Below are 22,563 nucleotides of genomic sequence, written 5' to 3'. Positions count from 1 at the left end.
AAATCGCGATCAAACGCCGAACTCGACTTGCTCGACGATCTCCAGATCGAAACCGGCCAGACCGATGTAATTTTTCTTGGCACCCATCACCTTCAGGCGACGCACGCCCAAATCGGCCAAGATTCGCGAACCGGTACCGGTGGTGCGCCAGCCGACTTCGGCGCTGGCTTGGCTTTTGATGCCGTTGTCCTGCATCTGGTAAGCATGGATTAATTCGACCAGTGCCTTGTTGTTCTCGTTCTGGCGAATCAATACCAGCACGCCGCGCCCGGCTTCGGCGATCCGCCGCATGGCCTCGCGGATCGGCAGACTGCAATCGCTACGCTTGGAGCAAAACAAATCGTCGACGACGTTGCGGGCATGTACTCTGACCAGGACCGGTTCCTCGCCGGCGACCTCACCCAGCACCAGAGCCAGATGCACGTTGTCGTCGTTACGATCTTGATAAGCGTAGAGTCGAAAATCGCCGAACTCGGTCGGATACGCGCATTCGGCAATCCGCTCCAAGGTGTTTTCGTGCTTGATCCGATAATGGATCAAATCGGCGATCGTGCCGATTTTCAGATTGTGCTGCTCGGCGAAGGCCTCCAAATCGGGACGACGCGCCATCGAACCGTCGTCGTTCAGAATTTCGACGATAACCGCCGCCGGCTCGACGCCGGCCAGGCGCGCCAGATCGCAACCGGCCTCGGTATGACCGGCTCGATTCAACACGCCGCCGGCTTGAGCCATCAACGGAAAAATATGGCCGGGTTGCACCAAGTCGCCGGGCTGGGCGCTAGGCGCGACCGCGCGTTGCACGGTCAAGGCCCGGTCGGCGGCGGAAATGCCGGTGGTCACGCCCTCGGCCGCCTCGATCGATACCGTAAAATTGGTCGTGTACGGGGTTTTGTTATCGTTGACCATCAGCGGCAAGCGCAATTGTTGGCAGCGCTCGCGGGTCAAGGTCAGACAGATCAAGCCCCGGCCGTATTTGGCCATGAAATTGATGTCCTCCGGGCGGGCAAACGCGGCGGCCATCAATAAATCGCCCTCGTTTTCCCTATCCTCGTCGTCCATGATGATGACCATTTTGCCGCGTCGCAGGTCTTCGATAATCTCTTCGGTTGTGTTCATTGCATGAATCCTGCGTTATGTAACAAAGCTTCGGTGACGCCACCGCCGCAACGAGCCCCCGCTTCGCCCTTCATCAGTCGCTCCAGGTAACGGGCCAGCAAATCGACTTCCAGGTTAACGTTGCCGCCGACTTCAATCTGGCCGAGCGTGGTTTCGGCCAAGGTATGCGGCACGATGTTGACCGAAAAAAAAGCGCCGTCGACGCTGTTGACGGTCAGACTGATGCCGTCGATGCAAATCGAACCTTTCTCGGCGATATATTTAGCCAGCTCATCGGGCGCCTTAAACTTGAAGCGGATCGACCGGCCGTCAGGCTGCTTTTCGACGACGCCGCCGATGCCGTCCACGTGGCCGCTGACGATGTGACCGCCAAGGCGGCTGGACGGCATCAGCGCCAGTTCCAGGTTGACCGGGGTGCCGGCCACGGCATTTCTCAAGGTGGTTCGCGACAAGGTTTCGTTGGACACGTCGGCGACGAAATGGTGTTCGCCCAACTCAACCGCCGTCAGGCAGACGCCGTTGACGGCAATGCTGTCGCCGAGCGCGGCACCCGCCAGCGACAATTTGCCGGTGTGTATTTGCAGACGGCAGTCTCCGCCGCGAGCCTGTATCGCCGAGATTCGGCCGACCGCCAGGATGATTCCGGTAAACATGATCAAATTCCGGTGAACTTAAGAGATGACTATATCAGGCTTCGCAGCGATAACGCAGCCGTAGATCGGGACCCACTTGGCGAGTTTCCAACAAACGTAAGGATTTTTTGTCCGCCAGACTTTGCAGGCTGGGTAAATGAAACAAGCCCAATCCTTCGCTGCCCAATATGCAGGGCGCCAGGTAAAACAACCATTCGTCGACCAGTCCGCTGTCCAACAAGGCGCCATTCAGGGTCGCGCCGGCTTCGACCCAGACGCTGTTGATTTGCTGCTCGGCCAACAAACGAAAGGCTTGCCGCAAATCGACATGTCCGCCGCTGGCGCCGATCTGAAAAATCCGACAGCCGACCGCGCGCAAGCGATCGGCCTTCTCGGTGTCTTGGCTGCAAGTCAAAACCCAGACCTCGGTCCCGGCCTCGAACAGCTTGGCGGTCGGCGGCAAACGCAAGCCGGAATCCAACACCACCTTGACCGGCTGTTCCGCATCGAAATCCACACGGGCGCTCATGCGCGGGTCGTCGGCCAGCACCGTCGCTATGCCGGTAACGATGGCGCTGCTGGCGGCCCGCCAGCGCTGGACGTCGGCGCGAGCTTGCGGAGACGTGATCCATTGACTTTCGCCGCTGGCCATCGCGGTGCGGCCATCCAAACTCATCGCCAGTTTACTGCGTATCCACGGCAAACCGAGTCGCATCCGTTTGAAAAAGCCTGGATTGAGCTTTTCGGCTTCCTGTTGCAGCACGCCGCAAACGACTTCGACGCCGGCGTCGCGCAATTTTTGCAGGCCGCGTCCGGCCACCAGCGGATTGGGATCCACCATCGCCACGACGACCCTGGCAATGCCGGCGGCCAACAAGGCGTCGGTACACGGGCCGGTCTTACCGTGATGGCTACATGGCTCCAAGGTCACGTAAGCGGTCGCGCCGCGCGCATCGGGGGTTTTATTCAGCGCGTCGACTTCGGCATGAGCAAATCCGGCCCGCTGAGTCCAGCCCTCGCTCAGAACCTCGCCGTTTTTGACCAATACGCAACCGACATGGGGATTGGGATCGGTGGTATACAGCCCGCGCTCGGCCAATTTGACCGCGCGCGCCATGAAATAGGCGTCCGAACTAGCCTGGATCATGTTGCTGCAGTGTCTCTATCATCCGGGTGAATTCGCTGACATCCTGAAAACTGCGATAGACCGAGGCGAAACGCACGAAGGCGACGTGATCGAGCTGACTGAGTTCCTGCATCACCAGTTCGCCCAGCGCCAGCGCCGGTATTTCCCGCTCGCCGCGGGTAACCAGTACTTTCTTGATCCGGCTGATCGCCGCTTCGACCGCATCGACTTGAACCGGCCGCTTTTCCAAAGCGCGTAGCATGCCGGCCCGCAATTTATTTTCGTCGAAACTCTGCCTAGCTCCGCTGCGCTTGACAATGCGTGGCAGCGCCAATTCAACCACTTCGAAGGTGGTAAAGCGCTCCTTGCAAGCCACGCACTCGCGGCGGCGCTTGACCTGATCGCCATCGTCCGCCAGGCGGGTATCGATGACGCGGGTATCCTGCGCGGCACAAAACGGACAACGCATATCGGCAAACTATCTAGGCTAAAAGTCGGCCATTCTATTACAGAACGGGGTTATCTCGAAATCGTTCGCTCAAGACACCCCGCGATCCGGCAGAATTCCGTCGGCGATCGAGCGGATATGTACGTCGCGTTGCGGATAAGGAATCTCGATATGATGGGATTGCAACGCGTTGTAAATGCCGACGTGCAGTTGATGGGTCACCGTTGCCCGCTCGGCGAGTTCGCTGACAAACACTTGGATTTTGAAATCCAGCGAACTTTCGCCGAAACCGACGAAATTCACTGCAGGCTCCGGCTCAGGCAACACCAGCTCGGTTGCCTTGATGGCCTCGCGCAAAATCCGCTCGACGATCTCGATGTCGCTGCCGTAGGCGACGCTGACCGGAACCATCACCCGCGTCACGGTATCGGACAAAGTCCAGTTGATCAATCGGTCGGTGATGAAGGTTTTGTTCGGCACCACCAATTCCTTGCGATCCCAATCGACGATATGGGTCGCGCGCATTTGAATGCGGCTGACCCGACCGGTCACATCGCCAACCGTGACGGTATCGCCAACCCGGATGGGCCGCTCGAACAGCAAGATGATACCCGATACCATGTTGGCGAAAATCTCCTGCAAGCCGAAACCCAAGCCCACCGATAGCGCCGCCACCAGCCATTGCACTTGCGACCAACTGCCGCCGAGTTCATTGGCCACGGCCAGAAAGGTAATCGCGGTCAACGTGTAACGCACCAGTTGAATCAAGGCGTAGCGGCTGCCGGCCGTCATCGCGAATTTGCCGACTGTCAGCAGATCGACCAAAGCGGGAAAATTGCTGGCAAACACAAACGCCAAACCGCCGTAGAGCAAGCAGATCAACAAATTAATCAACGTCACCGGTTGCTGCGCGTCCTTGCCGTCGATCATCTGCCCGTATTGCCAGAGCACGACGTTATCGAACACCGAAAAGGCCGGCAAAATATCGCTCCAGATCGCCCAGAAGCCGACCAGCATCGTCGCCATGACCAGCGTTGTCAGCAATTTGCGTCCCTGCTGATTGATCTTGGTGATGTCCAATAAGTCCTTGTCGGGCGCGAAGGCCTCGTCGGCGGCGCTACTGGTTTGCACTTGCTCGGCCTGCTTGCGCTTTTGCTTGGCGTTGCGCAAGGCCAGTTGGCGCTCGGTGTGCCGAAACCAGCGTAAGATCAGCGCATACAACAACGCGGTCGCGAACATCAACCGCAGGCTGTAAACCAGTTTTTCGTAAAGTTCCAGCGCGCTTTGGTAATAACCCGCCACCGCGAAACCGACGATGACCAACGGTGTCAATACCGCGATCGCGTACCAAACGAAGCGCAAGCGGCTCAGCCAGCCGTGCGACAGCCGGTAAAAACTCTTGGCCAAACCGGTTTGCGGATGGGCCAGGCAATGAAACACATAGGTAAACGCCAGCATCAGCACAATCAGCGCGGTGCGTCCCAACGCATAGCTGTGCTCCGAAAACAAATCGCTACCGGTCATCGCGGTCACGAAAACGCTGGGCACCAGCAAAAAACGCAACCATTTGATCTGGCGGTACAGCAACTGCGCGACTTGGTTGGGCCATTGAAACAAGGTTTCCGCGACCCCGGACGGCTTGAACAAGCGAAACGAAAATTGCACCACGCACAAGGCCGACGCAGTGGAAAGCAATCCTTCGGCAAACGAGCGGCTGAAAAAATCGGCACGGGCGTTCAATGCCAGCACGCCGCCTATCCACGCCATCAGCAACGCACCGTACAAGGACAGCAGCCCCAGGTAAACCAGTGCCGACAAAGTTTCACCGACACTGGCGTTGGCGGCATTGCCGCGCAGCAAGGTTTCCAGCCGAAGTTTGACCGACTTGCGAAACCGCCAGTGCAGCAAAACGATCGCCAAGCCGACCAGCACCGATACCGGATTATGAACCAGGCCATCCCAAAATCCCTGAGCGACTTGCCGCCAATTACCGGGGTCAAAAAACCAAAAGACCGAGTGCACAATATCCTTTAGATACTGCTGATCGATAACCGGCGCACTCGGCACCCATAGCAAACGCTGATCGAGGTAGGCGCCGAATTTATCGGCGATACCCAGCATTTGCTGCAAACTGAAATCGACGTCGCCCAACACGCGGGCGTATTCGGTGTTAGCCCCGGCCAAGCGAACCACCAAATCCTTCTGGTCGTTCAATAACAGGCGCAACTCGGCACGGATTCGGAGTTTCTCGGCGTCGTCGGTATCGGCCGGCAATTGGGCCACCCGGTTCAGTAAGGTCTGATTGATATCGGACAGATTTTTCTTGGCTTCGTCGAGCTTGAAGCTTTCCAGACTGGTCAGCGCGATCTGATCTTGAATCTCGTCGTTCAGCGCGCCGAACTGCTTATGTTGCGGAATGTTACGACGCTGCTCGCGCAACAGATTGCCCAGCGCCGGACTCAAGCCGGCCAGCGAGATTTTTTGCTCGGCGCTCTGGTAGTCCTTTTCCAACTGCTTGTATCGGGCATCCATCTCGTTTTTTTGAATCAGGTACTGCTCCATGTTCTTATTGACCGCCTGCAAACTGCGGTTGTAGCGCATGTTTTCCTTAGTCGCTTCGCGGATCAACGGATGCTTGCCCTCGGCGTCCTTCTCCGCCTGCAACAACTCGTCACGCTCCTTGTCGATCAATTGCTGACGACGGTCGAGCAAGTGATTGTCCAGATCGGCGATCAGCATGGCCAGTTGCTCTCGCTGCAAATTCAACAAATGCATCCTGTCCTTTTGCGCCTGTAAGCGCAGCGGATTGCTGATGTTTTCCAGTTCCAGCGTCTTCAAGGTACTGTTCAGCAACTTGACGCGAGTTTCCAACTGAATTTGGCTGGCTTCTTTCTCGTAAAGATTGTCCCCGCCCCGGCTGGCGAGCAATTGCTGTTCCTGTTGGCTGCTGGCCTGCTTGCCCTTCAGTTCCGAAACCTTTTCCCTGAGCAATTGCGGCCGATTCATCAACTCGCCGATCTGCGCTTCCACGCGGCTGATTTCGGCATCCAAATCGCTAAGTTTGGTTTTCTCGATGATTAAACGCTGCTCCAACTCGTCGGTCGGAAACAGCGACCAACGTTCCGGCCGGCGATTCTTCAGGTTGGCTTCGGCTTCTTCGATCTGCTTGGCAATGCGCTTGGTTTCCAGCGGCAAGCTGTTCAAAGCCTGTTTGAACGACTCGGCTTGAGCGTCCTGAGCTTCGGTTTCGTTAAGGTTATCCTCGCTTTCGTAATAAGCGGACAAGATGCGATTTTTCAAGTCCTCGCCCAGATTCTGCTTATCCTTGACGAACTGAATCCGCTGTTTGATGTCTGCGATCGACGCCGGCTTGATCGCCGCCTTTTGATTTGCGGCATGAGCAAGCGTTACACTGAAAAACAAAAATAACAGCGGCCAAACCAGGCCGATTTTGAACGAATGTGGCTTCATGCGCGCTTGGGAAAACGTGAAAATAAACGGAAAAACATCATGAGCGACCGCGAAGGCGTGATCAAATACCGGCTCGAGCATCAGCTCGCCGATTTACCGGTCGACTTCGGCTTCGCCGAACTGAACGCCTGGCGATCGATCATGCATCGTTTGGGTCTGATCGGCCGGGTCCCCGACCGTTACGATGGCTTGGGTTTCGGCAACATCAGCCGGCGACTGGTTCCCGGCCGCGACGAATTTATCATCTCCGGCACCCAAACCGGTGACTTGCCGCAACTCGAGGCGTGGCAATTCGTCTGGGTCGTCGGGGCCGTTCCCGAACAAAATCGGCTGTGTTCGCGCGGCGCCTGCCAACCGTCGTCGGAAGCGCTGACCCATGCCGGCGTGTACCGCGAATGCCCGGACGCGCAAGCCGTCATCCATGTGCACAGCCCGGAAATTTGGCGGCAAACCGCCGCGCTGGCCTTGCCCCACACCGGCGCCGACATTCCGTACGGCACGCCGCGAATGGCGGAGGCTGTCGCCGAACTGTTCGCCAACGGCGACTTGCAGGCCCTACCGTTATTTACAATGCTGGGCCATCTCGACGGTGTCGTCGCCTTCGGAACCAGCTTGGCCGACGCCGCTTGCCAGCTGCTTTGCCAATTGAGCCGAGCGATGGCTATTGAGCAATGCCCGCCAGCCCGCTAAAATGCAGCATTCATTAGCATTTATTAATTTTATCATGCCGGAAATCATCATCTATACCGCGAAACTCTGCCCGTATTGCACGATGGCCAAGCGTTTGTTCGACAAGAAAGGCGCGAGTTACACCGAAATCGACGTCGACAGCGAACCGGGTTTGCGCGAGGAAGTCATGGAGAAGACCCGCCGCCGCACCGTGCCGCAAATATACATCGGCGACCGCCACATCGGCGGCTTCGACGATCTCTATGCATTGGATGTGGGCCGCGAACTCGACCCTTTGTTGCAGGCTTGAAGGCCTCGACTATTTAATGATCACCAATTGCACGCCGAATCGGCAAGCCAAATCGTTGGCTTCCACCCAAACCACTTTGCCGAGCGCGCTAAAACCCAATTGATTGACTTGTAGCTTGACCGGGGCGCCGATCTTCACCGAAGCCGGCGCCTGGACGCGCAAGCACATGCCTTCGGTAGAACGGTTGATACCTTCCGCGCTGTAGCGATCCTTATCGATGAACAGATCGACCTCGAAGCTTTCCGTTTTCCGATAGCCCCGCCTCCGCCGCCAAAGTTTTTGGGCGTTGTGGACCACATCGCGAAACTCCAAGCCCATCATGATCCGTTGGCGTTCGCGCTTGACCCAGACGATATCGACTTCGCCGGCCAGCGACAGGGCCTCGACGAAGATCTCGGCACGGCGGTCCTCGGCCAGCAGGCTTTCGAACTCGGCAATACCGCTCAGCAGTTCGCCGGGTTCCACCTCGATCATCGCGCCTTTCAACGAGACATCGTAACAACCGAGTTTCAATACCTCGCCGCCGACATATAAAAAACCTTCGGCGCTAAAGTTTTTCCGGTATTCCTTGCGGTCTTGAAACATACTGAAAATCCAGGTGATAGTTCGGACAAAGATAGCCGATATTTCGCACTACGCCGAATCGGCGACCGTCGCGCGACCAGCGTTCTCGACGTTCGCGGCCGATAAACCCGCCAGCAAGTCGGCTTTGATATCGTCGAGATTCTCCAAACCGACCGAAATCCGTACCAAGCTGTCCTTGATGCCGGCTTCGGCGCGAGCCTCCGGCGACAGGCGGCCATGCGTGGTGGTGGCGGGATGGGTGATCGTGGTTTTGACGTCACCCAGATTGGCGGTAATCGACAGCATCCGAGTAGAATCGATCAGCCGCCACGCCTCGTCCTTGCCTCCGCGCAATTCGAAACTGACGACCGCGCCGAAATGGCTTTGCTGGCGTTTAGCCAGTTCGTGCTGGGCGTGTGAGCTAAGACCCGGATAATGCACCTTGGCGACCGCCGGCTGGCTTTCCAGCCATTGAGCCAGTTCGAAAGCTCGGTCGCAATGCGCCTGCATTCGCACGGCCAAGGTTTCCAGACCGGACAAAAACACCCAGGCGTTGAACGGACTCATCGTCGCGCCGCCGGTCCGCAGATAGGGATAGACCTGTTTTTCGATCAAGGCTTCGCTGCCGACCACCGCGCCGCCGACGCAACGGCCCTGTCCGTCGATGTATTTGGTAGCGGAATGCACGACCAGATCCGCACCCAGCAACAACGGCTTCTGCAGGATCGGCGTGCAAAACACGTTGTCCACCACCAACAAGGCGCCGTGGCGGTGGGCGATGTCGGCCAACACGCGAATGTCGGCGATCTCGATCAGCGGATTCGATGGCGTTTCCAGGAACAAAAGCCGAGTATTCGGCTTGATGGCCGCCTCCCAGGCCGCCGGATCGGTCAAGGCCACGAAGTCGGTTTCGACCCCGAATTTGCCGAAGTAATTTTGAAACGCCAACACGGTGTTGCCGAACACGCTGCGCGAGCAAACCACATGGTCACCGGCCTTCAGCAAAGCCATCCCGACCGCCATGATGGCCGCCATCCCTGATGCAAACGCCAAGCAGCGTTCGCCCTGTTCCAACAGGGCCAAACGCGCCTGGAAGGCGGCGACCGTCGGGTTGGTGAAGCGCGAATAAATATTGCCCGCTTGCTGACCGGTAAAGCGCAAAGCCGCTTGTTCGGCGGACTGAAACACGTAGCTGGAGGTCGCGAAAATCGGCATGCTATGTTCGTCTTCGTGGGTTCGGCGCTGGCCGGCCCGAATCGCCTGGGTCTCCGGCCCGAAGTCTTGCCAATCGAATTCGCTCATTATTTCGCCACCTGCATATCGATGATGAAGTTGCTGCCATTGCGCTGCGACTGCGCGTGATCGTTGCGCAGGGCCTCGATACGGGCCAGATACGCCATGTCGATGTCGCCGGTGATGTATTCGCTGCTAAAACACGAAGTATCGAAATGCTTAATATTGGGATTACCCCTGCCGACCGCTTCGATCAAATCGCTCAGATCTTGGAATATCAATTTATCGGCGCCCAAGGCCTTGCAAACGTCCTCCTCGCTCCGGTCGTGGGCGATCAACTCGCGCGCGGCCGGCATGTCGATGCCGTAAACGTTGGGATAGCGCACCGGCGGCGCGGCCGATGCGAAGTAGACTTTCTTGGCGCCGGCATCGCGGGCCATTTGAATGATCTGCTCGGAGGTGGTGCCGCGCACGATCGAATCGTCGACCAGCAACACGTTCTTGCCGTCGAATTCCAGCGAAATCGCATTCAACTTTTGCTTGACCGACTTCTTCCGCATCTTCTGGCCGGGCATGATGAAGGTCCGGCCAATATAGCGATTTTTCATGAAGCCTTCACGAAACTTGACGCCCAGATCGTGGGCGATCTGCGAGGCGGCGGTCCGGCTGGTATCCGGAATCGGAATCACGACATCGATATCGTGATCCGGCCATTCCCGCTGAATTTTTTCGGCCAGTTTCTTACCCATCCGCATCCGGGCTTTGTACACCGAAATGTTGTCGATAATGGAATCGGGCCGGGCGAAATAGACGTATTCGAAAATACACGGACAATGATCGGTGGTTTCGGCACACTGCCGGGTATGCAGTTTGCCGGAAGCCTCGATAAACACCGCTTCGCCGGGCGCTAAATCGCGAATCAAGCGAAAATCCAACACGTCCAAGGCCACGCTTTCCGAAGCGATCATGTATTCGATGCCTTCATCCGATTTGCGTTCGCCATACACGATCGGCCGAATGCCGTGCGGATCGCGAAAACCCAACACGCCGAAACCGGCGATCATCACGACCACCGCATACGCGCCTCGGCAGCGTTTGTGGACCGCGCTGACCGCCTGGAACACGTCGTCGACGGTCAAACGCAGCTTGCCGAATTGTTGCAGCTCGTGAGCGAACACGTTCAACAACACCTCGGAGTCCGAGTCGGTGTTGATATGGCGCTGATCGTCGACGAACACCTGCCGCTTCAATTCCTCGGTATTGGTCAAGTTGCCGTTGTGCGCCAGCGTCAGGCCGAACGGCGAGTTGACGTAAAACGGTTGGGCTTCGGCCGAACTGGTGCAACCGGCCGTCGGGTAACGCACGTGGGCGATCCCCATATTGCCTTTCAGCTTCATCATTTGCTCGGTTGAAAACACGTCGCGTGCCAGCCCGTTATCCTTACGCAAATGCAAGCGCCCGCCGTCGCAGGTGACGATGCCGGCGGCATCCTGGCCGCGATGCTGCAACACCGTCAGGGCGTCGTAGAGATCCTGATTAACGCTTTGATGAGAAACGATTGCCGCAATACCACACATAGCTGATCCGATTTAACGATAATGAATGTAATCCGCCAAACCTGCAGGCATATGGTTTTTCAACCACAAGGCCAGCGCCTGGAACGGCGGAATGAGAACCGACTGTTTCCACCAAGGGTCTTCCGGCAGCGGCGTCACGCCGGCCATCATCACCAGCAAGGCCACCAGCACCGAACCGCGCACGATGCCGAACAGCATGCCTAACAAGCGATCGCTACCGGTCAATCCGGTGGATTCGATCAACTGGCTCAATAAAAAGCTGATCAAACTGCCCAGAATCAAGGTCGCGAAAAACAGCAGCGCAAACGCCGCGGCGGCGCGAGCCGACGGATAACTGATCGTCGACTGCAACAATACCGCCACATCGCGGCTGTAGTGCACACCGACCCAGACCGCGACCGACCATATCGTCAGCGCGAACGCCTCCTTGACGAAGCCGCGAAACAAACCCATCAAGGCCGAACCGCCGACGATGACGATAATCAGGTAATCGACCCATAGCATTTGCTGCCAAGGCACAAAATCCAGCATCGCTTAAACCGGGATCGTTAGCTTACTCGTCCGGCGAAACAAAACTGTTTACGTTGATTTGCGCCAGTTTAGCCTTGATCGCTTGAGCCTTGGCCTTATCGACGATCGGGCCGATCCGGACTTTGAACACCGACCCCTTATCGCTGGCGAACTCCTTGACCGACGCGGCGAAACCTTGTTGTTTCAGACTTTCTTGCAATGCAGCCGCGTTCGGTTTCTGACTAAACGTACCGACTTGCAGATACCAGCGGTTGCTTTCCTCTCCGCCGACCGGCGCCTTAACGGCCGGCGCGGTCGCCGGTGCAACGACCGTCTCGGGTTTGGTTTCCGGTAATTTTGTCGGCTTCGGCTTGGCGATGGCACTGGGCGCGACCTGAGCCAAGGGCTGTACGGCCGGTGCCGCGGTCGGCGCCGGCAATTTGGTCGGACGCGGCGGCGGTACGTCTTCGGCCTCGGCCACCACCGGTTCTTCGTCGTCACCCACGACAGGCGTCGGCGCGCGCGTCGGAGCCGGCGCCGCTTTCTTGGGAAGCGGCAAGGTTTCCCGAGCGCCCAGTTTCAATTGAGGTTTCGGCGCCTCGAGCGCCGCTTCCCCTTCACCTTCCTCCGCCACCGCTCTCGGCGCCGGGACTTCGCCGACCGGCGGCTCGCCAGCCGGCGCGGTTTCGGCCACCGCTTCCGGCTTATCGGGCAGCGGCATGAATTCTACATCCTGAGTCTTGGCGGGCACTTCCGGGATTTTCAATTCGTTGATGGTTTTACCGGTTTCGTCGATTGGGTCGTCGAACAACATCGGCACGAAGATGGCGGCCAACGCGGTAATTACCGCAGCGCCAATCAATCGTTGCTTTAACTCCTGATCCATACTCAAGCACCTCTGGGAAAATTAGATAAATATTCGGATACCAGAAAAAAAGAACCGAAAATCAGCGTCAGTTCGCCGGGCCCGGCCTGCCCGCTGGCCGCTCGGTAGGCGGCGGAAAAATCCGGATAGCCGTCGCGAACGCGGTCGCGCAGTTCGGGCGGAAACAGTGCCGCAATCGTTTCGGGCGGCGCGGCGCGCGGATTGGCCAGCGGCGCGAGATGCCACTCGGCGACCCGATCGGCCATGATCCGAATCACGCCGGCAATGTCCTTGTCCTTCATCATCGCGAACACCGCGCGTATCTTGGCATTGGGGAAGCTTTCGCTGAGATACTCCAGCAAGGTCCCCACCGCCTGCGGATTATGACCGACATCCAGCAACACCGGATGGCTGCCATCAATGAGCTGAAACCGCCCATTCAAACGGGCCTCGGCCACGCCTCTCCGTATCGCCTCTGCCCCGACCGGCAGCCGCCCGTTCGACGCCTGGACGGCGGCGATGACCGCCGAAGCGTTGCGGTACTGATGTTCGCCCTGCAAGGCTGGCACCGGCAATCCCAGCAGTTCGGCGGATTCGCCCAGCCAATCCCAGACTTCGCCCCGTTTGCGATAACGGTAGGCGGCGCCGATGCGCAAGGTCACGGCGCCGATTTCCGCTGCGGTCGCCAATAGCGAAGCCGGCGGTTGTTGGTCGCCGATGACGGCCGGAACACCCGGCCGAAAAATCCCGGCCTTCTCCCGAGCGATAGCTTCGACAGTGTTGCCCAACCAATCGACATGGTCCAGCGCGATCGTCGTCACTAAAGTCGCGTCCGGGTCGACAATGTTGACCGCATCGAGTCGGCCGCCAAGCCCTACTTCCAGCAACTGCACATCGACATCGGCGCGGGCAAACAAATCCAGGGCCGCCAGCGTACCGAATTCGAAATAACTCAGACTGGTCTCGCCCCGTGCGGCATCGATGCGGGCGAAAGCATCGCAAATCTCCGCATCGCCGGCCGATCGCCCGGCGATGCGAATACGTTCGTTATACCGCAGAATGTGCGGCGAGGTGTAGGCCCCGACTTTATAACCCTGCGCTCGGTAGATCGCTTCCAAAAACGCCACGCAGGAACCCTTGCCGTTGGTCCCGGCCACGGTCACGGTCAGCGGCGCCGGACGGTCTGATCGAAGCCGGGCATACACGCCGGCGACTCTCGCCAGTCCCAGATCGATAGACTTGGGGTGTAGTTGTTCCTGCCAGTTTAGCCATGCCTGAAGCGTCTCGAAGCGCGCCATTGCGACCGCGACTACCCCTGGCCCGCTCCGGCGTCTCCGGAATCGGCATAACTTTCGCCGCCCGGCGCCGCCCCAGTCGAACGGCCGACGCATAGCATCGCCAGTATCGATGCAATTTTTTCGCGCATCTCCCGTCGGTCGATAATCATGTCGATTGCGCCGTGCTCGCGCAAGAATTCGCTACGCTGAAATCCTTCCGGCAGTTTTTCCCGAACGGTCTGTTCGATCACGCGAGGACCGGCGAAACCGATCAAAGCTTCCGGTTCGGCCGCGTTGATATCACCGAGCATGGCCAGACTGGCCGACACGCCACCCATCGTCGGATCGGTCATGAACGAGATATAGGGAATCCCGGCCTCGGCCAATTTGGTCAACGCCGCGCTGGTTTTAGTCATCTGAAACAACGAATACAGCGACTCCTGCATCCGCGCCCCGCCGCTGGCGGTAAACACGATGAACGGAAAACCGGTGCGCAAGCTTTCGTTAATGCCTCGCACGAAACGCTCGCCGACCACCGAACCCATCGAGCCGCCCATGAAACCGAAGTCGAAAGCCGCCGCGACGATGCCCTCGCCCATCAGTTTGCCGCGCATCGTCACCAATGCATCGTTTTCGTTACTTTGTTTTTGCGCCTGTTTGATGCGGTCCTTGTAACTCTTGCTGTCCTTGAATTTCAGAGGATCGCTGGGTTTCAGGCCGGCACCGATTTCGACGCGCTCGCCTTCATCCAAAAAGATATCCAGGCGGGCACGCGCCGAAATGCGCAGATGGTGGCTGCATTTCGGGCACACATGGAAATTCTTGACCAACTCGGCGTTGAACAAGATTGCATCGCAACGCGGACACTTACTCCACAAGCCTTCGGGCACCGAGGTACGTTTCGGGGTACTTTCGGTCCTAATCACCGAGGGAACTAATTTTTCAAACCAACTCATGCGTAAACTACTCCGCTAACCACTGTTTAACTGTCCATCGCTTGGCGCATGGACTTCAACAAGCCGATGATTTCACGCCGGGCCTGCTCGGGATCGTCGAGATTCGCCTCGATCTTGCTGATCAACGCGCTGCCGACCACCACGCCGTCGGCGATATTGGCGATGGTTTTCGCGGTTTCGGCATCCTTAACGCCGAAGCCGACGCCAACCGGCAGGTCGGTGTTGGCTTTGATCAATTGCAATTTATCCTCGACGTCGGCGGTATCCAGATGGCCGGCGCCGGTCACGCCTTTCAACGATACGTAATACAAATAACCGCTACCGACCGCGTGCATCTTTTGAATGCGCTCGGCGGTGGTATTCGGCGCCAACAAAAAGATTTGATCGACGCCCCGCTCGCGCAACAGTTTGACGCACTCATCGGACTCCTCCGGCGGCAAATCGACGGTCAAAACGCCGTCCACGTCGGCGCGTTGTACCGCGTTGGCAAAGCCTTCGTAACCCATGATTTCGATAGGATTCAAATAGCCCATCAACACCAGCGGCGTGGTTTGGTCGGTTTTGCGAAACTCCATGGCCATCGTCAATACCTTGCGTAAACCGACATGGTGGGCCAAGGCGCGTTCGCTGGCTCGCTGTATCACCGGACCGTCGGCCATCGGATCGGAAAACGGCACGCCGAGTTCGATCACGTCGGCACCGGCGGCGACCATCTCGTGCAGCAAGGGCACGGTGAATTCGGGATAAGGATCGCCGGCGGTAATGAACGGAATCAAGGCCTTGCGGCCGGACGCCTTCAGTTCGGCGAATTTGGCGGCTAAACGGCTCATAGACTAATTCCTTCGCGTTGCATGATGGTGTGCATGTCCTTGTCGCCGCGGCCGGACAAATTGACGATGATCACTTGGTCCTTAGCCATCGTCGGCGCCAATTTCATCGTGTAGGCCAGGGCGTGGCTGGACTCCAATGCCGGAATGATGCCTTCCATCCGGGTCAAGGCGTGGAAGCCCTCCAAGGCTTCGTCGTCGGTGATGTTGGGATATTCCGCGCGGCCGGTGTCCTTCAGCCAAGCATGCTCGGGTCCGACGCCGGGATAATCCAGACCGGCCGAAATCGAATGGGTTTCGATGATTTCGCCGTCGTCGTCGGCCATTAGATAGGTGCGGTTACCGTGCAACACGCCGGGCCGTCCGGCCGACAACGGCGCGGAGTGGCGACCGGTGGCGATGCCGTCGCCGGCCGCTTCGACACCGTACATTTTCACGCCGGCATCGTCGATAAAGTGATAAAACAAGCCGATCGCATTGGAACCGCCGCCGACGCAAGCCACCAAGGCGTCCGGCAATTTACCGGCTTGGGCGAGACATTGTTGACGGGCTTCGCGGCCGATCACGGCCTGAAAGTCTCTAACCATCGCCGGATACGGGTGAGGACCCGCCACGGTGCCGATGATATAGAAGGTATTGTCGATATTGGTCACCCAATCGCGCAGGGCTTCGTTCAACGCGTCCTTCAGGGTTTTCGAGCCTGATTCGACCGGCACCACGGTGGCTCCGAGCAATTTCATCCGATACACGTTCAAGGCTTGGCGGGCGACATCGACGGCGCCCATATAGACCACGCATTCCAAACCCAACCGCGCCGCGACGGTCGCGGTCGCCACGCCATGCTGGCCGGCGCCGGTTTCGGCGATGATACGGGTCTTGCCCATGCGCTTAGCCAGCAAGGCCTGGCCGACGGTATTGTTGACCTTATGAGCGCCGGTGTGGTTCAGATCTTCGCGCTTCAGATAAATTTGAGCGCCGCCCAGATGTTGGCTCCAGCGCTGGGCATGGTACAGCGGCGACGGCCGGCCGACGTAATCGCGCAAGTCCGCATCGAGCTCGGCAACGAATTCGGGGTCTTGAATATAGCGTTGATAGGCTTCGTTGAGCTCGGTAATCGCCGGCATCAGCGTTTCCGCCACGAAAATACCGCCGTAAGGCCCGAAATGGCCCCGGGCGTCCGGCATTTGGTACTTGTCTGTCATAATTCTAATGTCGCTAGGTTGGTCGTTCTTATAAAGTCAGCCATTTTCGCTGCGTCCTTGACACCCTTACCCGCCTCGACGCCGCTGCTGACATCCAGCGCATAAGGCCGCACCGCTCGCACCGCGTCGCCGGCATTGTCCGGCGTCAATCCGCCGGCCAGAATCACAGGCAGATGCCGGCTGGCCGGAATCAAATCCCAATCGAAGCGCTGGCCGCTACCGCCCGGCAAACCCGGATGATAAGCATCCAACAACAGCCCGGCCGCATCCGGGTATTGGCGCTGCAAGCCGTCGAGATCGATTTCAGGCCTCATCCGCACTGCCTTGATGTAGGATTTGTCGTAGATTCGGCAAGCCTCCGGCGCTTCGTCGCCGTGAAATTGCAGGCAGTCGATCCGAACTTGGCCCAATACGCTTCGAATCCAGTCAGGTTCCGCGTCGACAAACAAGCCGACCACCGAAACGAAGGCCGGCAAGGCTCTGGCTATCGCCGCGGCCGCCCCGATCTCGACGTGGCGAGGGCTGGGTGGATAAAACACCAAGCCGATCGCATCGACCCCCAAGCCAGCCGCGTCAAGCGCGTCGTCTACCCTGGTAAATCCGCAAATTTTAACGCGGGTCCGCATCGAAACGTCTCTGAAAAAAAGCGGCGTAGGATAACACAACTGCCCGCCGAGTCGGGCTAGGCGAAATCAAAAAAGGCCGGGGCCGCTTAGCCCCTAACCCGCGTTCTTGCCGACGTACCGTCAATGGGCATGACCGCCGTGGTCTTCGGCGGAATGATCGTCCGCGTCCTCCGCCCCGCCCTCGTGCCGGTGCTGCTGGGCGGCGCCTTGGTTGATTGGGTCGGCGGCCCGCACCGCAACGCCGAACTTATAAACCATCAAGCCGCCCAAGTCGGCGGTAAACACCAACAAACCGGCAAGTAGCATGGCCAATAAACCAAACACTTGATTGGCCGGCCCGCCGATCACCCCTTTAACTGCGATACGCCAGACCGACAACAGCGCTGCCAAAACCAATACCGAAATTCCCAAGTGTTCGTGTTTTTCCATGATTTCATGGACATTGCCGCCGTGCGCGACATTGGCCGCCGCGATCAGACCCGCCGCGACGGTCGCCGCCGCGAATAGCGTACCGGCATACAGAAACCAGCTCGCCGCGCCGCGCCAAGCCGGCTTGCCCGCCAAACTGGCCACGATGTCGATCGCGACGAACAAGAGCAACAGCGCAATCGGAAAATGCACCAGCAACGGATGCCAGTTCTCCATAGCGGCAATGCCAGGCAGCAAATCGGCGAAATTCTCGCCGGGCGATCGCCCCGCCGCCCTCTCAATCGCGGCCAGCCAGCCGGCCACGCTGCCCGCAAACCCGCCGCCACTATCGGCGCCGCCGTGCACCGCCATCGTCAAATGCTGTTGCCATCCCAACATACGTCCCCCGTTTTCGTTGAGCCTATATCGGTCCGGGCTTTCCCGCCCGAATCGTCAGTTGATTGCGATTTGCGCCGATGTCGTGAGTGCCCGAGTTTTGCTTTCGGTAAATTCGGTGCCTTGCTGGCGCACGAACAACGCTTGCAATTTTTCTTCGTCGGCTACTTTCATGCCCTCTTCGTGCCCCAGGCACAACAAGGCGGTGGACCAGGCATCCGCGATCGTCGGGTCGGCGTGAAACACGCTGACCGCAACCAGATCATGATTGACCGGCCGACCGGTGCGAGCGTCCAAAATATGGCTGTATCTCTGGCCCTTCACATCGAAAAAGTGCCGGTAAGTGCCGGAGGTCATTACCGCCATCGCCTCGTCCTTGGGTAAGGTCACCACCTTGTGCAACTCGCGCTCGCCCGGCAACGGCTTTTCCACCGCGATACGCCAGGACTTGCCGTCCGGTTTGTGGCCGTGGGTTTTCAATTCGCCGCCGATTTCCACCAGATAATTGTCCACGCCCAATTGTTCCATGACTTGGCTGATTTTTCCGACGCTATAGCCTTGGGCGATCGACGACAAGTCTACCCTGACCTTCGCCAAATGCTTACGGATGTGGTTGTCGTCGACCACCGCAAGCTTGTCCATGCCGACGTTAACCATTGCGTCTTGAATCGCGGCATCCTCGGGGATGACCAATTTGTCGTCCTTAAAACCCCATAAATCGAACAGCGGCTTGATGGTCAAGTCGTAACAGCCGTGACTCAGCTCGCTGACGGTACGTGCGATTTTGACCAGCGTGACGACTTGCGGATCGACCGTTTGACTTTCTGTGGAGGGATTGGCGTTAAATTGTTCTATCGACGAATCCGGCCGGTAATTGGATAAGACTTTATCCAGGTCGGCAAACGCTTGATTGACCTCAGCCTCTACTTGCTTGAAGTCGACCGGCTCGGGCGACCAATAGCTGATGTTATAGGTCGTGCCTTGCGCGAAGCCGCTCAATTTTTCGATTGGTGGTAGCGGCTCCTGGCAGCCCACCAACATCAACGCTTCCAGCAGCCCCACCATCCACACGTACCGCATGCATCCCCCTTTTCGTTTATCCGTGACGATTATTATTAAATTTTTTCGCGCAAAAGCGCCGACACTGCTTTGAATTGCGGATGAGCGGCATCGCCCAACCATTCGAACAAGACCGATTCATGATTGGTGACGATCACTTGCCGAGACTGCAAACGCCGCAGCGCCGATGCTTTATGCTCGGGATTTCTGGAACAGACCGCATCGCCGAGCACCTGCACCCGGTAACCTAATTGCAATAAGTCGTAGGCCGATTGCAAGACGCAGACGTGGGCTTCCTGACCGACCAGCAGCACTTGTCGGCGGCCGCTCTCGGCCAGCGCCTCGACGAAACCGGGAGCCCGGCAACAGGAAAATCCGGTCTTGGCGAAGACCGACGTCGCGGAAGGCCAAGCAGCGGCGATTTCGGCCTGAGTCGGCCCGAGACCTTGCGGATATTGTTCGGTCGCCAGCACCGGCACGCCCAAACAATCGGCGGCCTTTAGCAAGCGAAGCGTCGCCTTAGCGACCCTCTCGGCCTCGTCGGCCGGCATGGCCGCGCTCAAGCGGCCCTGCAAATCGACGACGACCAGCGCGCTATCGGCGCAATCGGCCAAATCGGGATGGGACGCCATCGCTTAAGCGTGCTTCATGATGCGGGCTTTCTCGCGTTGCCAATCCTTTTCCTTGGAGGCGACGCGCTTGTCGTGCAATTTCTTGCCCTTGGCCAAACCCAATTTCAGCTTGGCGCGACCGCGTATCCAGTACATCGACAGCGGAATCAAGGTATAGCCCTTGCGCTCGACGGAACCGATCAATTTGGCCAATTCTCGGGCATGCAGCAGCAATTTCTTGCGGCGTACCGCATCCGGATTGACATGAGTGGACGCCGACAACATCGGCGATATATGAGCCCCGCACAACCAAGCCTCGCCGCGGCGAATCTCGATATAGCTTTCCTTGAGCTGGATGCGACCGTCGCGCAAGCTCTTGACCTCCCAGCCTTCCAAGACCAAACCGGCTTCGAACTGCTCCTCTATCGTGTACTCGTGAGTCGCTTGGCGATTGACGGCGATAGTGTTATCGGTGGCTTTATTGTCCTTTTTTTTCTTGGCGGCCATGACTAGCGACGATGATTAAACTGACTGTAAACTGTAATTTTGATATTTTACCCGCACCCCCATCAAATAACACTTTAAATAACAGGGCCAGCAGCAATGAGCGACAAAACCCAATCCATCCACGGCGCATGGTCGTCCCGCTTCGCCTTTATTTTGGCGGCCACCGGGTCGGCGGTCGGTTTGGGCAACATCTGGAAATTTCCCTACATCACCGGCCAAAACGGCGGCGGCGCCTTCGTCATGGTTTATCTGTTTTGCGTGGCGGCGATCGGCGTGCCGATCATGATCGCCGAAATCATGTTGGGCCGGCGCGGTCGGCAAAACCCGATCAACACCATGCAGAGTCTGGCCGTCGAAGCCGGCGCCGACCCGCGCTGGCAGTACATGGGCTGGCTGGGCATGGTCGGCGGTTTTTTGATCCTGGGTTATTACAGCGTCATCGCCGGCTGGTCCATGGCCTACATCGTCAAATCCTTCACCGGCCAGTTTTTTAGCTCGGACGCCGGCGACATCAAGGCCCTGTTCGACGACTTGATGGCCAGCCCGATCCAGCAAATTTTCTGGCACACCGTATTCATGCTGGCGACGATGCAGGTCGTCATGCGCGGCGTGCAAGGCGGCTTGGAGAAATCGGTGCGATTTCTGATGCCGGCCTTATTTTTCCTGCTGCTGATCCTGGTCGCCTATGCGATGAGTTCCGGCGGTTACGAGCAAGGCATCGAATTTTTGTTCAACCCGGATTTCAGCAAAATCGACGCCGACGCGGTCTTGACCGCGATGGGCCACGCCTTCTTCACACTGAGCCTGGGCATGGGCGCGATCATGGTCTACGGCTCCTATCTGCCCGGCCACGTATCCATCGCCAAAACCACCTTTTACATCGCCGGCGCCGATACCATCGTCGCGCTACTGGCCGGTATCGCCATCTTTCCGCTGGTGTTCGCCAATCACCTGGAAGCCGCCGCCGGCCCGGGCCTGATCTTCCAGACCCTGCCGCTGGCCTTCGGCCACATGGGCGGCGGCTGGCTGTTCGGGCTGTTGTTTTTTGTGCTGCTGTTCTTCGCCGCGCTGACCTCGTCGATTTCGATCATCGAACCCGCCGTGGCCTGGTTGGTGGAAAACAAGGATCTGCAACGCCGCGAAGCCTGTCTGTGGGCCGGCGGCGCCTGCTGGGCGCTGGGCGTGGCGGTGGTGTTTTCGTTTAATATCTGGTCGGAACATAAATGGTTCGACAAGAATCTGTTCGAGCTGCTCGATTATTTGACCGCCAACCTGATGCTGCCGCTCGGCGGTTTGGCGATCGCGGTATTCGCCGGCTGGAAAATGAAACCGGCCCACGCCGAACAGGAACTGGAACTGCCGCCGCAAGGTTTTCAAGCTTGGCAATTTCTGATCCGCTACGTCGCGCCGGCTTCGGTATTCCTGGTATTCCTGCATGTCTTGGGGGTACTGTAATGATCACCGTCGTGCAAAAAAGCGCGTTGGTCAAATTCTCGGCCAAACAGATGTTCGATCTCGTAGACGACATCGAGTCCTACCCCAAATTCCTGCCCTGGTGCGCCGGCAGCAAGGTGCTGAAACGCGAGGGCAACATCGTCGAAGGCCAAATCGACATCGCCAAGGCCGGTTTCCATAAATCGTTCACGACCCGCAACAAATCCGATCAAGGCGGCAAGATTCAAATCAGCCTGCTGGACGGGCCGTTCAAATCGCTGGAAGGCTTTTGGAGTTTCATGCCGCTCCGCGAAGACGCCAGCAAGATTTCGCTGGATTTGGAGTTCGAAATCGCCAGCACCTTCGCCAGCCTGGCCTTCGGCCCGGTCTTCAATCAAATCTGCAACACCATGGTCGGCGCGTTTACTCAACGCGCCAAAGCGGTGTATGGCTGACATCCGCATCGAAGTCGCCTACGCGACGCCCGAGCGGCAAACCTTGATCGCGCTAACCCTGCCGCCGGACGCCACCGCCGAACAAGCCATCCAGGCATCAGGCATCTTGGCCCGGCACCCGGAAATCGATTTGACCGTTCAGAAGTTCGGCATTTTCGGCATCGTCGCCAAACCGCAAGCGGTGCTGGCCGACGGCGACCGGGTGGAAATCTATCGGCCGCTGAAACAGAACCCGATGGACGCGCGGCGGGACAGACTAAGGAAGACCTGAATGCCAATACGCT

General features: G+C 58.2%; 24 protein-coding genes. 5 read left to right on the top strand and 19 right to left on the bottom strand.

Annotation, left to right across the window (positions count from 1 at the left end):
* Positions 1 to 9: 9 nt before the first annotated feature.
* From ribBA to ACQE3E_RS06300, 5 genes are all read right to left on the bottom strand, one after another.
* The gene (gene ribBA, locus ACQE3E_RS06320) at positions 10 to 1,116 is read right to left on the bottom strand and encodes a bifunctional 3,4-dihydroxy-2-butanone-4-phosphate synthase/GTP cyclohydrolase II (RefSeq protein WP_281022632.1); all 1,107 of its coding nucleotides are present in this window, start codon (positions 1,114 to 1,116) and stop codon (positions 10 to 12) included.
* Positions 1,113 to 1,769 (bottom strand): riboflavin synthase, encoded by a 657-nt coding sequence (locus ACQE3E_RS06315; protein WP_427501335.1) that lies wholly within the window; start codon positions 1,767 to 1,769, stop codon positions 1,113 to 1,115. The genes ribBA and ACQE3E_RS06315 overlap by 4 nt, the downstream gene beginning before the upstream one ends.
* Before the next feature lie 34 nt (positions 1,770 to 1,803).
* A complete protein-coding gene (gene ribD, locus ACQE3E_RS06310; RefSeq protein ID WP_427501334.1) occupies positions 1,804 to 2,895 on the bottom strand; it encodes a bifunctional diaminohydroxyphosphoribosylaminopyrimidine deaminase/5-amino-6-(5-phosphoribosylamino)uracil reductase RibD in 1,092 nt (363 codons plus the stop codon).
* The gene (gene nrdR / locus ACQE3E_RS06305; RefSeq protein ID WP_064028947.1) at positions 2,882 to 3,343 is read right to left on the bottom strand and encodes a transcriptional regulator NrdR; all 462 of its coding nucleotides are present in this window, start codon (positions 3,341 to 3,343) and stop codon (positions 2,882 to 2,884) included. Before nrdR ends, ribD begins: the two co-directional genes overlap by 14 nt.
* A 69-nt stretch (positions 3,344 to 3,412) precedes the next feature.
* Positions 3,413 to 6,793, bottom strand: coding sequence for a mechanosensitive ion channel domain-containing protein (locus tag ACQE3E_RS06300; RefSeq protein WP_168033732.1), 3,381 nt, complete (start codon positions 6,791 to 6,793; stop codon positions 3,413 to 3,415).
* Between the two features lie 39 nt (positions 6,794 to 6,832).
* Between ACQE3E_RS06300 and ACQE3E_RS06295 the strand changes: the two genes are divergently transcribed.
* Both ACQE3E_RS06295 and grxC read left to right on the top strand, forming a co-directional pair.
* The gene (locus ACQE3E_RS06295) at positions 6,833 to 7,483 is read left to right on the top strand and encodes a class II aldolase/adducin family protein (RefSeq protein ID WP_168033734.1); all 651 of its coding nucleotides are present in this window, start codon (positions 6,833 to 6,835) and stop codon (positions 7,481 to 7,483) included.
* A gap of 34 nt (positions 7,484 to 7,517) precedes the next feature.
* On the top strand, positions 7,518 to 7,772 hold the full coding sequence (gene grxC / locus ACQE3E_RS06290; protein ID WP_064029016.1) for a glutaredoxin 3: 255 nt from the start codon (positions 7,518 to 7,520) through the stop codon (positions 7,770 to 7,772).
* Between the two features lie 9 nt (positions 7,773 to 7,781).
* On the opposite strand, the gene ACQE3E_RS06285 is transcribed toward grxC, so the two are convergent.
* The 14 genes from ACQE3E_RS06285 to smpB all read right to left on the bottom strand — a co-directional run bounded on the left by ACQE3E_RS06285 (position 7,782) and on the right by smpB (position 20,390).
* Positions 7,782 to 8,357, bottom strand: coding sequence for a PilZ domain-containing protein (locus tag ACQE3E_RS06285; RefSeq protein ID WP_168033736.1), 576 nt, complete (start codon positions 8,355 to 8,357; stop codon positions 7,782 to 7,784).
* Between the two features lie 48 nt (positions 8,358 to 8,405).
* The gene (locus ACQE3E_RS06280; protein ID WP_168033738.1) at positions 8,406 to 9,638 is read right to left on the bottom strand and encodes an O-succinylhomoserine sulfhydrylase; all 1,233 of its coding nucleotides are present in this window, start codon (positions 9,636 to 9,638) and stop codon (positions 8,406 to 8,408) included.
* Complete coding sequence (gene purF, locus ACQE3E_RS06275; protein WP_071155016.1) at positions 9,638 to 11,146, bottom strand: amidophosphoribosyltransferase; 1,509 nt, start codon at positions 11,144 to 11,146, stop codon at positions 9,638 to 9,640. The genes ACQE3E_RS06280 and purF overlap by 1 nt, the downstream gene beginning before the upstream one ends.
* A gap of 12 nt (positions 11,147 to 11,158) precedes the next feature.
* Entirely contained in the window at positions 11,159 to 11,677 is a 519-nt protein-coding gene (locus tag ACQE3E_RS06270) for a CvpA family protein (RefSeq protein WP_175463627.1), read from the bottom strand.
* Between the two features lie 22 nt (positions 11,678 to 11,699).
* A complete protein-coding gene (locus ACQE3E_RS06265) occupies positions 11,700 to 12,542 on the bottom strand; it encodes an SPOR domain-containing protein (RefSeq protein WP_071155015.1) in 843 nt (280 codons plus the stop codon).
* 2 nt (positions 12,543 to 12,544) lie between these two features.
* Positions 12,545 to 13,819 carry a bifunctional tetrahydrofolate synthase/dihydrofolate synthase gene (folC, locus tag ACQE3E_RS06260; RefSeq protein WP_313728652.1) on the bottom strand — a complete coding sequence of 425 codons (1,275 nt, stop codon included), beginning with the start codon at positions 13,817 to 13,819 and terminating at the stop codon, positions 12,545 to 12,547.
* Positions 13,820 to 13,830: 11 nt separating this feature from the next.
* Positions 13,831 to 14,754: an acetyl-CoA carboxylase, carboxyltransferase subunit beta gene (accD, locus tag ACQE3E_RS06255; RefSeq protein ID WP_071155013.1), complete on the bottom strand. Its 924-nt coding sequence runs from the start codon at positions 14,752 to 14,754 to the stop codon at positions 13,831 to 13,833.
* Between the two features lie 26 nt (positions 14,755 to 14,780).
* Complete coding sequence (gene trpA, locus ACQE3E_RS06250) at positions 14,781 to 15,584, bottom strand: tryptophan synthase subunit alpha (RefSeq protein WP_313728653.1); 804 nt, start codon at positions 15,582 to 15,584, stop codon at positions 14,781 to 14,783.
* Entirely contained in the window at positions 15,581 to 16,783 is a 1,203-nt protein-coding gene (trpB, locus tag ACQE3E_RS06245; protein WP_071155012.1) for a tryptophan synthase subunit beta, read from the bottom strand. Before trpB ends, trpA begins: the two co-directional genes overlap by 4 nt.
* Positions 16,780 to 17,409: a phosphoribosylanthranilate isomerase gene (locus ACQE3E_RS06240; protein ID WP_313728654.1), complete on the bottom strand. Its 630-nt coding sequence runs from the start codon at positions 17,407 to 17,409 to the stop codon at positions 16,780 to 16,782. The genes trpB and ACQE3E_RS06240 overlap by 4 nt, the downstream gene beginning before the upstream one ends.
* 120 nt (positions 17,410 to 17,529) lie before the next feature.
* Positions 17,530 to 18,216 (bottom strand): DUF2231 domain-containing protein, encoded by a 687-nt coding sequence (locus tag ACQE3E_RS06235; RefSeq protein ID WP_168033746.1) that lies wholly within the window; start codon positions 18,214 to 18,216, stop codon positions 17,530 to 17,532.
* Between the two features lie 54 nt (positions 18,217 to 18,270).
* The gene (locus ACQE3E_RS06230; RefSeq protein WP_313728656.1) at positions 18,271 to 19,293 is read right to left on the bottom strand and encodes an FAD:protein FMN transferase; all 1,023 of its coding nucleotides are present in this window, start codon (positions 19,291 to 19,293) and stop codon (positions 18,271 to 18,273) included.
* 35 nt (positions 19,294 to 19,328) lie between these two features.
* Positions 19,329 to 19,904: an isochorismatase family protein gene (locus tag ACQE3E_RS06225; RefSeq protein ID WP_427501333.1), complete on the bottom strand. Its 576-nt coding sequence runs from the start codon at positions 19,902 to 19,904 to the stop codon at positions 19,329 to 19,331.
* 3 nt (positions 19,905 to 19,907) lie between these two features.
* Positions 19,908 to 20,390 carry an SsrA-binding protein SmpB gene (gene smpB / locus ACQE3E_RS06220; RefSeq protein WP_064026282.1) on the bottom strand — a complete coding sequence of 161 codons (483 nt, stop codon included), beginning with the start codon at positions 20,388 to 20,390 and terminating at the stop codon, positions 19,908 to 19,910.
* A 96-nt stretch (positions 20,391 to 20,486) separates the two neighbouring features.
* On the opposite strand from smpB, the gene ACQE3E_RS06215 reads away from it, so the two are divergent.
* Genes ACQE3E_RS06215 through ACQE3E_RS06205 form a run of 3 tightly spaced genes read left to right on the top strand, consistent with a single transcriptional unit; the run spans position 20,487 to position 22,550 of the window.
* Positions 20,487 to 21,845 (top strand): sodium-dependent transporter, encoded by a 1,359-nt coding sequence (locus ACQE3E_RS06215; protein WP_427501332.1) that lies wholly within the window; start codon positions 20,487 to 20,489, stop codon positions 21,843 to 21,845.
* Complete coding sequence (locus ACQE3E_RS06210) at positions 21,845 to 22,279, top strand: type II toxin-antitoxin system RatA family toxin (RefSeq protein ID WP_082885402.1); 435 nt, start codon at positions 21,845 to 21,847, stop codon at positions 22,277 to 22,279. The genes ACQE3E_RS06215 and ACQE3E_RS06210 overlap by 1 nt, the downstream gene beginning before the upstream one ends.
* A gap of 1 nt (position 22,280) precedes the next feature.
* Positions 22,281 to 22,550, top strand: coding sequence for an RnfH family protein (locus ACQE3E_RS06205; protein WP_427501638.1), 270 nt, complete (start codon positions 22,281 to 22,283; stop codon positions 22,548 to 22,550).
* The last annotated feature ends 13 nt before the right edge of the window (positions 22,551 to 22,563 follow it).

This window comes from Methylomonas sp. MED-D, assembly GCF_050276835.1.
GTDB classification, from domain to species: Bacteria; Pseudomonadota; Gammaproteobacteria; order Methylococcales; family Methylomonadaceae; genus Methylomonas; species Methylomonas koyamae_A.
Note: the sequence above shows the minus strand (reverse complement) of the source record. Positions and strands in the feature narration are given on the sequence as shown.

Excerpts from the sequence above, each read along its gene's own strand:
- ribBA (WP_281022632.1), bottom strand. The coding sequence starts at position 1,116 with ATGAACACAACCGAAGAGATTATCGAAGACCTGCGACGCGGCAAAATG.
- ACQE3E_RS06315 (WP_427501335.1), bottom strand. The coding sequence starts at position 1,769 with ATGTTTACCGGAATCATCCTGGCGGTCGGCCGAATCTCGGCGATACAG.
- ribD (WP_427501334.1), bottom strand. The coding sequence starts at position 2,895 with ATGATCCAGGCTAGTTCGGACGCCTATTTCATGGCGCGCGCGGTCAAA.
- nrdR (WP_064028947.1), bottom strand. The coding sequence starts at position 3,343 with ATGCGTTGTCCGTTTTGTGCCGCGCAGGATACCCGCGTCATCGATACC.
- ACQE3E_RS06300 (WP_168033732.1), bottom strand. The coding sequence starts at position 6,793 with ATGAAGCCACATTCGTTCAAAATCGGCCTGGTTTGGCCGCTGTTATTT.
- ACQE3E_RS06295 (WP_168033734.1), top strand. The coding sequence starts at position 6,833 with ATGAGCGACCGCGAAGGCGTGATCAAATACCGGCTCGAGCATCAGCTC.
- grxC (WP_064029016.1), top strand. The coding sequence starts at position 7,518 with ATGCCGGAAATCATCATCTATACCGCGAAACTCTGCCCGTATTGCACG.
- ACQE3E_RS06285 (WP_168033736.1), bottom strand. The coding sequence starts at position 8,357 with ATGTTTCAAGACCGCAAGGAATACCGGAAAAACTTTAGCGCCGAAGGT.
- ACQE3E_RS06280 (WP_168033738.1), bottom strand. The coding sequence starts at position 9,638 with ATGAGCGAATTCGATTGGCAAGACTTCGGGCCGGAGACCCAGGCGATT.
- purF (WP_071155016.1), bottom strand. The coding sequence starts at position 11,146 with ATGTGTGGTATTGCGGCAATCGTTTCTCATCAAAGCGTTAATCAGGAT.
- ACQE3E_RS06270 (WP_175463627.1), bottom strand. The coding sequence starts at position 11,677 with ATGCTGGATTTTGTGCCTTGGCAGCAAATGCTATGGGTCGATTACCTG.
- ACQE3E_RS06265 (WP_071155015.1), bottom strand. The coding sequence starts at position 12,542 with ATGGATCAGGAGTTAAAGCAACGATTGATTGGCGCTGCGGTAATTACC.
- folC (WP_313728652.1), bottom strand. The coding sequence starts at position 13,819 with ATGGCGCGCTTCGAGACGCTTCAGGCATGGCTAAACTGGCAGGAACAA.
- accD (WP_071155013.1), bottom strand. The coding sequence starts at position 14,754 with ATGAGTTGGTTTGAAAAATTAGTTCCCTCGGTGATTAGGACCGAAAGT.
- trpA (WP_313728653.1), bottom strand. The coding sequence starts at position 15,584 with ATGAGCCGTTTAGCCGCCAAATTCGCCGAACTGAAGGCGTCCGGCCGC.
- trpB (WP_071155012.1), bottom strand. The coding sequence starts at position 16,783 with ATGACAGACAAGTACCAAATGCCGGACGCCCGGGGCCATTTCGGGCCT.
- ACQE3E_RS06240 (WP_313728654.1), bottom strand. The coding sequence starts at position 17,409 with ATGCGGACCCGCGTTAAAATTTGCGGATTTACCAGGGTAGACGACGCG.
- ACQE3E_RS06235 (WP_168033746.1), bottom strand. The coding sequence starts at position 18,216 with ATGTTGGGATGGCAACAGCATTTGACGATGGCGGTGCACGGCGGCGCC.
- ACQE3E_RS06230 (WP_313728656.1), bottom strand. The coding sequence starts at position 19,293 with ATGCGGTACGTGTGGATGGTGGGGCTGCTGGAAGCGTTGATGTTGGTG.
- ACQE3E_RS06225 (WP_427501333.1), bottom strand. The coding sequence starts at position 19,904 with ATGGCGTCCCATCCCGATTTGGCCGATTGCGCCGATAGCGCGCTGGTC.
- smpB (WP_064026282.1), bottom strand. The coding sequence starts at position 20,390 with ATGGCCGCCAAGAAAAAAAAGGACAATAAAGCCACCGATAACACTATC.
- ACQE3E_RS06215 (WP_427501332.1), top strand. The coding sequence starts at position 20,487 with ATGAGCGACAAAACCCAATCCATCCACGGCGCATGGTCGTCCCGCTTC.
- ACQE3E_RS06210 (WP_082885402.1), top strand. The coding sequence starts at position 21,845 with ATGATCACCGTCGTGCAAAAAAGCGCGTTGGTCAAATTCTCGGCCAAA.